Annotated in this window: 14 protein-coding genes; 4 read left to right on the top strand and 10 right to left on the bottom strand. The window is 49.5% G+C overall.

Features of this window, described 5'->3' with window-relative positions:
* Positions 1–161: 161 nt before the first annotated feature.
* The 6 genes from EPD17_RS07005 to EPD17_RS19935 form a co-directional block, all read right to left on the bottom strand.
* Complete coding sequence (locus EPD17_RS07005) at positions 162–527, bottom strand: CoA-binding protein (protein ID WP_132052924.1); 366 nt, start codon at positions 525–527, stop codon at positions 162–164.
* Positions 528–596: 69 nt separating this feature from the next.
* Positions 597–1,751 carry an NAD(P)/FAD-dependent oxidoreductase gene (locus EPD17_RS07000; protein ID WP_132052922.1) on the bottom strand — a complete coding sequence of 385 codons (1,155 nt, stop codon included), beginning with the start codon at positions 1,749–1,751 and terminating at the stop codon, positions 597–599.
* Positions 1,741–2,502: a methyltransferase domain-containing protein gene (locus tag EPD17_RS06995; RefSeq protein WP_132052920.1), complete on the bottom strand. Its 762-nt coding sequence runs from the start codon at positions 2,500–2,502 to the stop codon at positions 1,741–1,743. Before EPD17_RS06995 ends, EPD17_RS07000 begins: the two co-directional genes overlap by 11 nt.
* 52 nt (positions 2,503–2,554) lie before the next feature.
* Positions 2,555–3,646, bottom strand: coding sequence for a type III polyketide synthase (locus EPD17_RS06990; protein WP_132052918.1), 1,092 nt, complete (start codon positions 3,644–3,646; stop codon positions 2,555–2,557).
* Positions 3,639–4,505 carry a UbiA family prenyltransferase gene (locus EPD17_RS06985; protein WP_132052916.1) on the bottom strand — a complete coding sequence of 289 codons (867 nt, stop codon included), beginning with the start codon at positions 4,503–4,505 and terminating at the stop codon, positions 3,639–3,641. The genes EPD17_RS06990 and EPD17_RS06985 overlap by 8 nt, the downstream gene beginning before the upstream one ends.
* 180 nt (positions 4,506–4,685) lie before the next feature.
* Positions 4,686–4,856, bottom strand: coding sequence for a hypothetical protein (locus EPD17_RS19935; protein WP_165929552.1), 171 nt, complete (start codon positions 4,854–4,856; stop codon positions 4,686–4,688).
* Positions 4,857–4,955: 99 nt separating this feature from the next.
* Here EPD17_RS19935 and EPD17_RS06980 point away from each other — a divergent pair, with 99 nt between their 5' ends.
* Together EPD17_RS06980 and EPD17_RS06975 are read left to right on the top strand one after the other, a co-directional pair.
* Entirely contained in the window at positions 4,956–6,503 is a 1,548-nt protein-coding gene (locus EPD17_RS06980) for a YifB family Mg chelatase-like AAA ATPase (protein WP_132052914.1), read from the top strand.
* Positions 6,504–7,122: 619 nt separating this feature from the next.
* Entirely contained in the window at positions 7,123–8,895 is a 1,773-nt protein-coding gene (locus EPD17_RS06975; protein WP_132052912.1) for an ABC transporter ATP-binding protein, read from the top strand.
* A gap of 76 nt (positions 8,896–8,971) precedes the next feature.
* Here EPD17_RS06975 and EPD17_RS06970 read toward each other — a convergent pair whose 3' ends face one another.
* From EPD17_RS06970 to EPD17_RS06960, 3 genes are all read right to left on the bottom strand, one after another.
* A complete protein-coding gene (locus EPD17_RS06970; protein ID WP_132052910.1) occupies positions 8,972–9,427 on the bottom strand; it encodes a hypothetical protein in 456 nt (151 codons plus the stop codon).
* A 107-nt stretch (positions 9,428–9,534) separates the two neighbouring features.
* On the bottom strand, positions 9,535–9,969 hold the full coding sequence (locus tag EPD17_RS06965; RefSeq protein ID WP_132052908.1) for a DUF2721 domain-containing protein: 435 nt from the start codon (positions 9,967–9,969) through the stop codon (positions 9,535–9,537).
* Positions 9,970–10,018: 49 nt separating this feature from the next.
* Entirely contained in the window at positions 10,019–10,438 is a 420-nt protein-coding gene (locus EPD17_RS06960; protein WP_165929551.1) for a response regulator, read from the bottom strand.
* A 587-nt stretch (positions 10,439–11,025) separates the two neighbouring features.
* Between EPD17_RS06960 and EPD17_RS06955 the strand changes: the two genes are divergently transcribed.
* Entirely contained in the window at positions 11,026–11,316 is a 291-nt protein-coding gene (locus tag EPD17_RS06955; RefSeq protein WP_114235862.1) for a cell division protein ZapA, read from the top strand.
* Positions 11,317–11,566: 250 nt separating this feature from the next.
* Positions 11,567–13,132: a ribonuclease Y gene (rny, locus tag EPD17_RS06950; RefSeq protein WP_114235861.1), complete on the top strand. Its 1,566-nt coding sequence runs from the start codon at positions 11,567–11,569 to the stop codon at positions 13,130–13,132.
* Between the two features lie 54 nt (positions 13,133–13,186).
* On the opposite strand, the gene EPD17_RS06945 is transcribed toward rny, so the two are convergent.
* A complete protein-coding gene (locus EPD17_RS06945; RefSeq protein ID WP_240040767.1) occupies positions 13,187–13,651 on the bottom strand; it encodes a four helix bundle protein in 465 nt (154 codons plus the stop codon).
* Between the last annotated feature and the right edge of the window lie 16 nt (positions 13,652–13,667).

Genomic DNA, 13,667 nt, shown 5'->3' with positions numbered 1-13,667 from the left:
AAACAAAACGTGCAGACAGCGTTTGCCTGCACATTTTCACATAACGGTTGATGCTATTTGATACAATTGATTTCAGAAAAACCAAAAGCGTTTATTGGATACAACAAGTTATTAAACTGATGTACGCTGTTGTAGCGACGATGCTAAAACAAGTGTAGATATCAATACATCCCCGTACTCAACATCACCAGCGTACAACCTTCCACCGGCTCTATGCCGCGGTTTTTTGCCTGTTGCATCAGGTCTTCGTTTTCAGTGCCCGGGTTGAATATGATGCGTTTTGGATGGAGTCCGAAAATATAATCGTAATAAGGCTCCTGGTTGCCGGGGTTTAAATAAAGCGTAACCGTATCCACGTCGGCCTGCTCCATGGGTTCGGCTTCAATGGCCACACCACCCACCTCGCCTTTACGGCGGCCAACTGCCACCACCGGGTGCCCGTGTGCCTGTAATTTTTTTATAGCCAGGTAACTATATCGGGATGGATTGGAAGAAGCGCCCAATACCAGTGTTTTCTTTTTGCTCATTGATTCATCATTTTGCGTCTGCAAAGGAAAGGACAAATGACATGCCTGAAACCAAACAACAGCATGAAGCTAAAATGGCTGTCCATGTGTTTGCCGGATAATAGCCCTTGCGGCAAAAGGCAAATTACGCATCACCCCAACCAGCGCATTGCTGCGCCACTCCGATCCGAACAAACCTTGCAGGCCACGGCCCAGCCGCAACCTGGCCGCAAAATGCTGTTGCCATTGCTGCGTGTACCGTTGCTCCATTTCGCTGCGGCTTATTTTTCCTTGTAAAAACGGCGTAATGGCTGCTGCTGCCAGTTTGCTTGCATGCAGCGCCATGCTCATGCCATTACCACACAGCGGTGCAATCATACCGGCCGCATCACCCAACAATAATACACCACTTTCTACCCTGCTTTTGGGTTGGAAACTTACCTGCGAAATAGCCAGCGGGAAATGGGGCAGTTTCTGGCTGCGTTGTAAAATGCCGGCCAATGCCGGGTTGCGTGCCAGCACCGCAGCTTCCATTGCCGCTACCGATTGACCGTATTGCTTTAAGTTGGCAGCGCGGGTAAGATAGCAAAGACAATACTTGCCATCTTCAATGGCAGAAATACCGCAATAACCATCGTGAAAATTATGCAGCGCAATTAAGTGCTCCGGCCAGTCGGTATACACATGGTATTTGATGCCTACCCAATTGGATATACGGGTGCCGGCATCCTGTGTAAACGGCCGCTTCCATTTTACATCCATGTTGCTGCGTTTGCCCCAGGCGCCGCATCCAACCTTTGCATAAATGTGTTTGGTAGCACCTGCACTTTTGGTTTCCAGGAAAACGCCTTGCTCCTGCGAGTCAATCGCTTCAACTTTTGTTTGTTGCAGCAAGGTTACACCGGCGGCTATAGCTATTTGCGCCAATGCTGCATCGAGTTTATACCGGCTGATGCCAAAGCCGCCCAGTGGCAATTTTGCCGCTAACATTTTTCCGTTTGGAGCAGTAAGTTGCAGCGTGTTAATTTTCGGCAGGTTCCATTCGGGCAGCGGCAGGCCCAGCCGGCACAAAAAATCCCAGGATTCCATACTGATGTATTCGCCGCAAACGCGGTGTAAAGGGTAGGTTTCCTTTTCGCACAACACCACGCCCCAACCACCACGAGCCAACTGAATGGAAAGCGCCAGGCCCGCAAGCCCGCCACCAACAATGGCTACATCATATGCTGCTCCTTCAGTTGCCATGCATTTGTGTTGTTGTAGGTATTGCCGTATGCTGATTTTGCTGCAGCATTTTCTTTTGCCACACAATCAACCAACGGAACGCCCATTTCCATTTAACCTCAGCTTCGGCTATACCTGACTGTTGTAACAATGCACGCCATTCGATTTTAGAAAAACCACGAAGCACCGAAAGCGGCGCATCATTTTTAACAAGGTAACTTTTTGAAAACAGTTGCGTGAGTATTCGGATGCTGTGGTAGGCAAATGGGTGTCGGTGCAGGTCGTTGATAAAAAATCCGCTTGTTGCATGCTGTTGCATCCAACGCAGTTGTTCCACCAATTGTTCGTTGGTAAAATGGTGGCAAAAAAGAGATGAAAAAATAAATTGAGGTTTTGTTTGGAGTGGCGTATTGCGATAGTCGGAACAATAAAATTCAATGCCCCTATTGCTTGCCAAACTTTCAGCATAAGCAATGCAGGCTTCGTTATAATCTACTCCTGACAGTTGCAGTTTCCACCCATTTTGTTCCGCCCATTTTCGAATCACCCGAAGGTTGTTACCATCACCGCAACCAATTTCAAGTAGCGAATATGTTTGCTCCTTACTGCAGTCATTGAGCAAAATAGCCAGCCCTTTTAACGTAATGCGATGCCCACCCAACAAGGTATTGATAGTATCGAGTTCCCGCATGTTTTGCCGGATGTCGGCAAACGGAATATGCGGCGCATCGAGCAATTCCAACTCGGGTGAACGATTGCTTAAACGGGGCATGAATGCGTATTAATTTTTCAACTAAACAGTGTTGAACAATCTTTTTGTTTCCTTAAGCGGCTGCATAGCTTGCTGTAAACGTTTCTACCGTAAGGCCCGGACCAAACGCAGCACCAAACACCCGTTTACCGGCCTCGGGTTGCTGCATCAATTGGTGCAAAACAAACAAAATGGTAGCCGACGACATATTGCCATATTGTTGCAACACGTTGTACGATGCGCCGAGTTGTTCAGCCGTTACGCCGGCACTGCGTGTAATGGCTTCCAGTATCCGCTTGCCGCCAGGATGAATACACCATTGGCCGATGGATTCTTTGCCTAATCCTTTGCGTTGCAGGCAGCGGTCAATCACAGCACCAAAATCGCCTTCGATCAACTCGGGCACATAACCGCTCAGCGTCATCAAAAAGCCGGTTGAGGAAAGTTCCCAGGCCATGTCCTTTTTGCCGCCAGGCAGCACTTCCGAATAAAAATCGGTAAGCTCCAAACCTGCTGCGGCATGATCATTTCCCGTCATTAGTACCGCCGCAGAGCCGTCAGCAAACAACAACGATGAAGCAATATTATCGACCGTGCCTTCGCGCTGAAAATGCAGCGTACACAGCTCCGTACAAACAATCAACACCTTGCTATCGCTATCGGCACGACAAAATGCATCGGCCAATTTTAATGCATGAATGGCTGCATAACAACCCATAAAATTTACCGAAGTGCGGATGATGTTTTTAGGCAGGTCCATCAACTCCATTACCTGCAGATCGAGGCCCGGTGCACTGAGGCCGGTGCAGGTAACAGTAATCAGATGTGTAATATCGTTGTGGTGCAGCACGCCTTCCAAACATTGCCGGATGGCATCCACCGAAAGTGCCGGTGCATGTTTATTGAACAGGTCCATGCGCTGCTCCAATCCGGGAAATGGTTCCAGGTTTTCCGTTTGCGGGTAAAAGGTCCAATCGGTGGCCGGCCGGCTGTAATCGGCAATCACCGAATAGCGCTGGTCGATGCCGCAGTGCTGGTACAAAAAGCGCAGCTTGCGACGCTCCACTTCGCCCGGCGCATATACCGCCTGCATGAATTGAAGAATGTCGGCCTGGCGGTGACAATGAGCGGGCACCGCGGTACCTATGGAAATTATTTTACTCAAAATGATGTTTGTAAATAAGGGTGCTAAAGAAAATGATGGTACATCCGGTTGCCACAAGATTCATGCGCAGGCTGTTCTTGAAATCTGCCGACTGTTCGTTTTGCCACACAGCCCACATCCACCAGCTAAAAAACAGTACCACCGGACCTGTGAGTAACAAAAACAGCCAGAAATCGTTCAGCCGCCCCTGCCGCTGGTACCAGAAAAAAAACAGGAGCCCGGCCAGCAAAAACAAACCGCCACTGAATAAAAAAGTACCGCGTTTGCCCAACCGGTAACTGATGGTTGTAACGCCGTCCTTCAGGTCTGCTTCGTGCTGGTACACTTGCGTTAACGGGTACAGGGCGCCAATGAGCAAACTGGCCAGCATCGGCGCCACCAGCCCGGCGCTATCCAATCCCTGCCCGGAGGCAACGCCATAAGTGATCAAATAAACCAGTGCGCCCTGGAACAGGAACACAACCGCAAAGCCGAGGTAGGGATACTGCTTCAGCCGGATGCCCCGGTAGCTATAAGCCTTGGAGGCGGCAATGTAGAGCAATATACCCAGCGCCGTCTGCCATCCCAGGAACAACAAAGCCAGCAGCAACGCAATAGCGTCTAACAAAAGCGTCGTATAAAATAATTGCCGCGTGGGCTGCAGCGGATTTTTCAATCCACCAATCGGTGTTTCATCGCGGTCCATATAGGAGTTGTAGCCATTAGATGCCGGGTACACCAGCCCATGCAGCACGAAGCCCAACAGCAGCGCCTGTGGCCATCGAACTTCGGGCACTTCGCTTAGTGCAAATAGGTACACCGGCATTAGAAAAAGCGAGAAATGAAACCGCAGCAGTTGAATGGTGGAAGGATGCAGCATGGTATGGTTTAAACATAGAAAAACAAAGCAACACAGCGGAAATAGCGCTGCGCAACAGGGCCGGAAATACCTGCAGCAGCAACACCTTTTTTCCACACTGCATCACTTATCCCGGTGTTGTAACCGGCCGTTTTACCGGTTGGTTGCGCTGCAAATATTTCGGGCGGCCTGCCGTAAAAATTACCGTCTTCTTACCCGGTTCAATATCCAAACAATGATAACGATCACCAGTACGATCAATACAATGGCGGTCCAGAATCCTGCCTTGAAAATACCGCCAATCACTTCGCAGGAGCTAAGCGTTACCATCAGCACTAGCATGGCGGTTATGAGTGAAAATCCGTTTTTCATGGTTCCTTGTTTTGGGTAAATATTGCAAAAGCTTTGCCGTTACGGGTACGCTTATGCGCTTCCCCCTTTTTCTGCTATTTTCATCGCAGAAATAGGAGTATGCTCGTAAAAACCTTTGGCAGTGCCGTGTATGGTGTAGAGGCTATTACCATTACGGTGGAAGTAAACTCGATGGAAACGAATATTGGCTACCTTATTGTGGGCCTGCCCGACAACGCTGTAAAGGAAAGCTTGCAGCGGATTGAAAGTGCCATGAAGACCAACGGTTTCGACATGCCCCGTACCCGCATTGTAGTAAACATGGCGCCGGCCGATATCAAAAAAAGCGGCTCGGCATTCGACCTGACCATTGCTGCAGGCATACTGGCCGCATCGGGCCAGTTGGCCAATCCCGAATTGTTGGCAGGTTACGTGATCATGGGCGAGCTAAGCCTCGACGGTGCCGTGCGGCCCATTAAAGGCGCCCTGCCCATTGCCATCCAGGCCCGTAAGGAAGGATACAAAGGTTTGCTCGTTCCCAAAGCCAATGCCCGTGAAGCAGCGATGGTCAACAACCTGCAGGTGTATGGCGTGGATCACCTCAACGATGTGGTGCAATTCTTTGAAAGCGGCGAGCAAAGCCTGCAGCCGCTAAAGGTGGATACCCGCGACGAATTTTTCAGTGCGCAATACGATTTTGAAATTGATTTTTCCGATGTAAAAGGACAGGAAAACATCAAGCGGGCGCTGGAGATTGCGGCCGCTGGCGGGCATAATGCAATATTGATTGGCCCGCCTGGTGCGGGCAAAACCATGCTGGCCAAAAGGCTGCCCACCATTTTGCCGCCGCTGTCGTTGCATGAGGCACTGGAAACAACCAAGATCCATTCGGTGGCGGGCAAGCTGCCCGAAAATGCAACGCTGGTTTCCAAACGGCCCTTTCGCAGTCCGCACCATACTATTTCCGATGTAGCCCTTGTCGGTGGTGGCGGTGTGCCGCAGCCCGGTGAAATTTCATTGGCACACAACGGCGTATTGTTCCTCGACGAACTGCCGGAATTTAAACGCACTGTACTGGAGGTAATGCGCCAGCCCATGGAAGAACGCCGCGTCACCATTTCCCGTGCAAAAGTGGCGCTGGATTTTCCTGCCTCGTTTATGCTCGTGGCTTCCATGAACCCCTGCCCTTGTGGCTATTACAACCACCCCGAAAAACAATGCACCTGCCCGCCCGGCACCGTGCAGAAATATCTCAATAAAATCAGCGGACCGCTACTCGATCGCATCGACCTGCACGTGGAAGTAACGCCAGTGGCGTTCAGCGAGCTGTCGGCACAAAGTTCCGGCGAGCCCTCCGCTTCCATCCGCGACCGGGTGATCGGAGCCCGCGAACGGCAGGCCAGCCGCTACAAAGGGCAAGCCGGCATTTATTGCAACGCACAAATGAGCGCCAAACAACTGCGAGAAATTTGCGCCATCAGCCCCGTGGGCCAAAAGCTGCTGAAAACCGCCATGGAACGCCTCAACCTTTCGGCCCGTGCCTACGACCGCATTTTAAAAGTGAGCCGCACCATTGCCGACCTGGCCGCATCCGATGAAATAAAAGTCGAACACCTGGCTGAAGCCATTCAATACCGCAGCCTCGACCGCGAAGGATGGGCAGGGTAGGAATTTCGAACAGACGAACTAGGAACAGATGAATGATGAAGTCTGTTTAGGATATTGAACAAGGAACAAGGAATAACGAACCGCAGAATGAAAAAGGCAAATGACCTAATTATGAAAGCACCTAGGTTATATGAAGTATAGAATGATTGAGTGCATTTAGTGCTGGAAGCGATTTTATATTACCACCAACAGAATGTCTATTGGGCTTTACTTGCGTCGCACTCTTGTACGGCTGGTAATGCTGTGCAGCACCCAATAGAATTTGCTGCTCCCTCCTTCCCTCTTTACCACCGCGCAGCTATTTGCCCTTGTCATCCTGAGCGCAGCGAAGGATCTGAGCCTGCACTTATAAAACTTTCGAAAAGAACGAAATCATTTAAAACAGAAGTCCTTTTTACAACACTCAGATCCTTCGCTGCGCTCAGGATGACAAACCCATTATTCAATAGTGCAAAAATTGAAAGCACATCGTAACACTTCCAGCCATCGGATATGCCATTAATATGCACCCAACACCCCACCCCCCGACCTCCCTTGCGCCAAAAACACACCCAACAAAAAATCCAGCCGCTTCACCCTAAGTTTCCCTTCAGCAACACGGCGCATCTATCTTTGCACCATGAAAATTTTGATTCAATACCTTAAACCCCATAAATGGCTGGTGGGGCTGGTGCTGCTGCTGGCGGCCTGCAACATCGGCTTTTCCCTCATTGATCCCATCATATTTGGTAAGTTGATCAACTTTGCTTTTGAGTACAACCGCAACCGGGCTGCTTATCCCACCTTTTCCGATTTTGCCGTGCCGGTGCTAACCCTGCTCGGGGCCTCCATCGGCGTGGCCATGATCAGCCGCATCGCAAAAAATTTCCAGGATTATTTCATGAACGTGGTGGTGCAAAAATTTGGCGCCAATGTATTTACCGACGGCCTGCAGCACGCCATGAAACTGCCCTACCACGAGTTTGAAGACCAGCGCAGCGGCGAAACGCTTTCTACCCTGCAAAAAGTGCGTACCGATACCGAGCGGTTCATCAATTCATTTGTCAATATCTTGTTCACGGTTTTCATCGGCATCGTCATTGTGGCGCTGTTTGCGTTTCGCATTCACTGGTCCTTACCGCTCATTTATTTTGGTGGCATTGCCCTGCTGATGGTGATCTCAAATTTGTTGAGCAAAAAGGTAAAGACCATTCAGAAAACCATTGTATCGCAAACCACGGCACTGGCCGGCACCACCACCGAAAGCCTGCGCAATATTGAACTGGTAAAAAGCCTTGGCCTCACCGGCCAGGAGGTGGACCGACTAAACAAAAACACCTACAAAATACTTGGGCTGGAGCTGACCAAGGTAAAACGCATCCGCTCCATTTCATTTGTACAAGGCACATTTGTAAACACGCTGCGGCAGGTAATTTTATTCATGCTGATGTGGCTGGTGTACGGCGACCGCATGAATGCCGGTGAACTGGCTACGATGCAAATCTTTTCATTTTTTGTGTTTGGCCCGCTGCAGGAAATCGGCAACATCATCCTCACCTACCGCGAGGCCGAAGCTTCACTCAACAACTTTAAAAACCTGATGCAAAAGGCACCGGAACCCATGCCGCTGAAACCGGTGCACTTAGGGCCCATCCAGGAACTGGCTTTTGATGCCGTTTCGTTTAAACACATCACTGCCAAACACAAAGCCATCGATGGCATTTCGTTTACCGCATCGCTGGGCGAAACCATTGCGTTTGTGGGCCCTTCGGGTTCGGGCAAAACAACACTGATGAAATTGTTGGTGGGCCTGTACCGGCCGCTGGAAGGGCGCATTTTATACAATGGGAAAGACGAAACCAGCATCGACTTCAACGACCTGCGGTCGCAGATTGGTTTTGTAACGCAGGACACGCAATTGTTCTCCGGCACCATCCGCGAAAACCTGATGTTTGTGGCACCCGCTGCAACCGAAGAAGACCTGAATGATGCGCTAACAAAAGCCTCCTGCCAAACGTTATTGTCCCGTGCCGAAAAAGGGTTGGAAACCATGATTGGCGAGGGTGGATTAAAACTGTCCGGCGGCGAAAAACAGCGGCTGTCCATTGCCCGTGCCCTGTTGCGCAAACCACGGCTGCTTATTTTCGACGAAGCCACATCGGCGCTGGATTCACTTACCGAAGAAGAGATTTCCAAAACCATCCGCAGCGTATCTGCCAGCCGGGAACAAATCACCATTTTGATTGCACACCGCCTCAGCACCATCATGCACGCCGACCGCATCTATGTGCTGGAGCGTGGCGAAGTAGAAGAACTGGGCACCCACGAAAGCCTGATCACAGAGAAAGGCTTGTATTACGCCATGTGGCGCCAGCAAATTGGCGAACGCAAAGAAGCCGAAGTAAATGCATGATGCAATACTGTCTAACGTTTATGCATAACCGGTAAACAAGAAATAAAAAAAGGCGAAGCAAATGCTTCGCCTTTTTTTATTTAGCAGTACCAACAGGTGGCTGCACCGGCACATATTTTTCAATAGTGCCGTCGGCAGCAATAACACTGTTGTACAGCACCAGCGTATCCCGCACAAATTGATAATGCAATTTAAGATTGCCGTTTTGCGGCATCACAATCGCATCAAGCACGGTGCCGGTGGCTGGTGCAATATCTTTGGTTCGTTGGTACGGTCCTGTGTTAAGCACTTGCCCTTGTCCGTACATCGTATAACTGTTGTCGGTAAACACCCAGATGCGGCCATTGCCCGGCGCATGATGGGGATTGGTATTGGGTGAGGTAAAGCCGCCATAAACGGTGCGCAGTTCCCAGGCACCAACCAGCCCGGTTGCATTGGCGGGTTCTTTTTCTTCCGTGTTGTTGCTGTTTTTTTCGCAACCGGTAAAAGCCAGTATTGCTACACACATTGCTGTTACAAAAAGGGGCTTCATAAGCATTTACTTTCCTTTACTGACCTTGCTTTTGGACAGACCGTTGCACAAGGATTTTTATTTTCCAATTGATGCTTATTGCAAGAAAAAATGCAGCGGCAAAACACCTACTCACGTTTCCAAAGATCGGTAAATATGTTTCCTTTTTCCAGTTCTTCAATATCGCCCAGTTCCAGCTCCAAGGCATAAGTGCTTTGGATGATTTCGAGCAATGAGAGAAAAAGCGAGGTAAGCAGGCTCAATAGCGAAATGGTAAAGATCACTTGCGCAGCTGCATTCCAGCCGTTGTAAATGCAATACATACTTACTACGCAACACAAAAACGAAAACACGCCTAACCCCTGCATGTATTTTATCAGGTTGATGCGTTTACGCAGGCTGCGGATCTGCTGCAATATGGTGGCTTTATTTTCTACCTTCTGATATTCGGAGTGCAAGTTGCGAACCCGGTTGGCAATGGCCACAAAGCGGTTAGTATAAGCCAGCAACAAGAGGGAAATAGCAGGAAACAGCAGTGCCGGCGTATTAAAGGTCAGTTCCATAACCTGAAGATACATTGGGTGCGCCTTAAATGACAGCACCGCCGCAGCGTTAAGTATTTAAAGAAGTTTGCGGTTGCACCAAATGCATCAACTGGTTCACTACCACCTGCCATTCGGTGATGGTATCAGGTTTGGTTACAAAAAGATCGGCGCCCAGGCGTTTGCATACTTCCATATCCATGCGGCTGGTAGATGTGGTAACAATGGCTACGGGTATATGTGCAAAGCGCTGGTCGGCTTTGAGCTTTTGCAGCGTTTGCCGGCCATCAAGCCCCGGCATATTGAGGTCGAGTACCACCAGTGAAGGCAGTGCGCCATCTGTTGTTGCCTCCAGGTAATCGAGAGCTTGTTTGCCGTTGTCGACAAAAGAAATCTCCAGCGGATGACCTGCAGCATAGCATGCCTCAATGATCCAGGTTTTATCATCGAGGTCATCGTCGGCATAAAGCACTTTCCTTTTGTCGGTCACGTGTACTTGTTTTAATCGCAGTTCACTGGGCAAAATAGCAGATAAATTGATAAGGCCAGCGTCACTCCAGCCTCATCAATAAGGCAACAAAATAAAAACAAATCAACATATAGTAAATGTAATTATCAATAAGATTTTGAAAAAGTTTGCACTGAAATGATTCAATGTTTGCACTTTTTCTGAGTGTTTAAGATAATTCACTTACACTTTTAATATTAAGTGGCTAGAAAAATAAAAACGATCCTATCAGAGTCTCCTTCTATATATTATTCGTAATTTGAATGATGTTAGCTGGCTTATCTAAAAAAGACAATCAGCTCCAAAAAAAAGAAATAACAAAGTTTGTCGTCACTATTCTTCATCGACTATATCGCATCTATGTTGAGTTTTTAGAAAACAAACGAGCTATAAAAAGAAGTTTACCAGTAAATCTTCGCCGCCAACAAATAAGCACTTCAAGAAAGCAAATTTTTTGACATGAATGCAGATGACGACCTGCTGGCCCAAAAAGATACCTTACCACCAGCTTTGGCAAAACCTCACTTTATCCTGATAAATTCAGGCGTCTGCTTATCTTGCCCTGCACTATGGCCGAACTCATCCCCACCAACCTCGTCATCGCCGACCGCACCTACCGGGTACGCATCCAGCCCAAAGACGAAGAAATTGTGCGCCGCACCATCAAAACCGTCAACGATAAACTGGTTGAATACAAAACCCAGTTTGCCGGCAAAGACATACAGGATTACATCGCCATGGTACTTATTTGGCTGGCCACCGAGCAGCAGGGTGCAGGCGCCAGCCCGGTGCAAACCGAAGCTTTTTCCGAGCAGCTCCAATCCCTGGAGCGCATGATCGACGAAGCCCTCGAACCTTAATTTGGGTACCCGGCTTCAGTGCACCCATTGGGCGCCTGTTGCGTCGCACTCTTGTACGTTCAGTCCGCTGCGCACCCCATTTGGCGCACCGCGGCTGCACTGTTCGGCCGGCCAACCGGGCCGCCGCAACCCGTCAAAAAGGCCGGGCTACAACCCTAAAATCGAATAGGCCCTTTTAGTATCTTCGCCACCCTGCCCTTGTAGTAAGGAGCAGTTTTATATTTATTATTTTTCAACCAATTACACACCCATGGATCCCATGATACTTGCAATAATTATAGGTATAGTGGCGCTAGTGGCCGGCATTGTGGCCGGTAAATTTATTTTTGCCAAAGACACCCAAAAGCGCATCGACGAGGCCGAACTCCAAGCCCAGACCATTGTAAAGGAAGCCGAACTCCGCGGCGAAACCATCCGCAAGGAAAAAGAGCTGTCTGCCAAAGAACGCTTTGTACAACTAAAAGCAGAGCACGACAAAGAAGTGCTGAAGCGCAACCGCGAACTGGGCGACGCCGAAAACCGCATCAAGCAAAAAGAAACTTCTGTTGATCAAAAATCGGCGCAGCTGGACAAGCAATTAAAAGAAAACGACATTTTAAAGCAAAACCTGAACAAGCAGCTCGACATTGTAAACCAGAAACAGGCCGAACTGGCCCGCCATGAAGAAGAGCAGCGCCAGCGCCTCGAAAAAATTTCGGGCCTCACCGCCGACGAAGCCAAGGCCCAACTCATTGAAGGCCTAAAACAAGTGGCCCAATCGCAAGCCCTCGGCATCCAGCAGGAAATTGTGGACGAGGCCAAACAAAAAGCCAACAAAGAAGCCCGCAAAATCATCATCCAAACCATCCAGCGTACCGCAGCCGAGCAGGCCATCGAAAACGCAATTACTGTATTCAACCTCGAAAGCGACGAGATCAAAGGACAGATCATTGGCCGCGAGGGCCGCAACATCCGCGCCATCGAAGCCGCCACCGGTGTTGACCTGATTGTTGATGACACCCCCGAGGCCATCATTCTTTCCTGCTTCGATCCGCTGCGTCGCGAAATTGCACGCCTTTCCCTGCAGCGCCTCGTTACCGATGGCCGCATTCACCCCGCCCGTATTGAGGAAGTGGTGGAAAAAACCAAGCGCCAGCTGGAAGAGCAGATCATGGAAATTGGCGAACGCACCGTTATTGAGCTGGGTGTGCACGGCCTCCACAAGGAGCTGGTGCGCCTGGTGGGTAAAATGCGTTTCCGCTCCTCGTACGGTCAAAACCTGCTGATGCACAGCCGCGAAGTGGCCAACCTCTGCGGCCTCATGGCTGCCGAACTGGGTATGAACCCCAAACTGGCCAAACGTGCCGGCCTCCTGCACGATATTGGCAAAGTGCCCGATGAAGAAACTGAACTGAGCCACGCACTGCTGGGTGCCAAGCTGGCCGAAAAATATGGCGAAGTACCTGCGGTAGTAAACGCCATCGGCGCCCACCACGATGAAATGGAGATGCAGTACGTGATCTCTCCCATCGTTCAGGCTTGCGATGCTATTTCCGGTGCCCGCCCCGGTGCCCGCCGCGAGATCATGCAGCAATACCTCCAGCGCATTAAGGAGCTGGAAAAGCTGGCTACTAACTATAATGGTGTGGAAAAAGCCTATGCCATCCAGGCCGGCCGCGAACTGCGGGTGATTGTAGAAGCCGATAAAGTTTCGGATGGCGATAGCGATAAACTGTCGTTTGAAATTGCCCAAAAGATCCAGACCGAAATGACCTACCCCGGCCAGATCAAAGTAACCGTTATCCGCGAAAAGCGGGCGGTGAATGTAGCGAGATAAGCTTTTAGCTTCGAGCTACAAGCTGTAAGTAAAGCCTGATGATTTGAGTTGTTTTTATACTCCGGTCATCAGGCTTTTTTGAAACCCAACCAACATTTTTTGCTCTTCTCTTATTTGTCCAAGCAATTGGATGCACAACTCAGGATTGCCCATAGCGGTGGCTTGTGTAATCAGCACTTGGGTTTCCAACTCATAGCTGGAGCCCAAAGCAATTTCTACAAAACGGTTATAATCTTTCACACTGCTCCTGCTGCTACCTTCTGCAATGTTTGACGTGATTGATACTGCAGCCCTGGTCATTTGCGTGCACAACCCAAATTGCTCCGTTTTCGGCATGGTAGCAACAAACCGAAAGGTTTGAACGGCAATCTCCAAACCCTTTTGCCAGATTTTCAACTGCTTAAAGTCCCTCATTTTTCTCAAAAAATACATTTGAATCGGCTGCAAACCAAGCTTGCAGCTTATAGCTATTGGCTTGCTGCCAAAAAAAATCCATATCTCTGCGCATTTATCCACCACATTCCCTACCTTTGCC

The sequence above is a fragment of the Pseudocnuella soli genome, from assembly GCF_004347775.1.
Classification (GTDB): Bacteria; Bacteroidota; Bacteroidia; order Chitinophagales; family Chitinophagaceae; genus Flavisolibacter; species Flavisolibacter aquaticus.
This window is presented reverse-complemented; position numbering and strand designations above follow the sequence as displayed.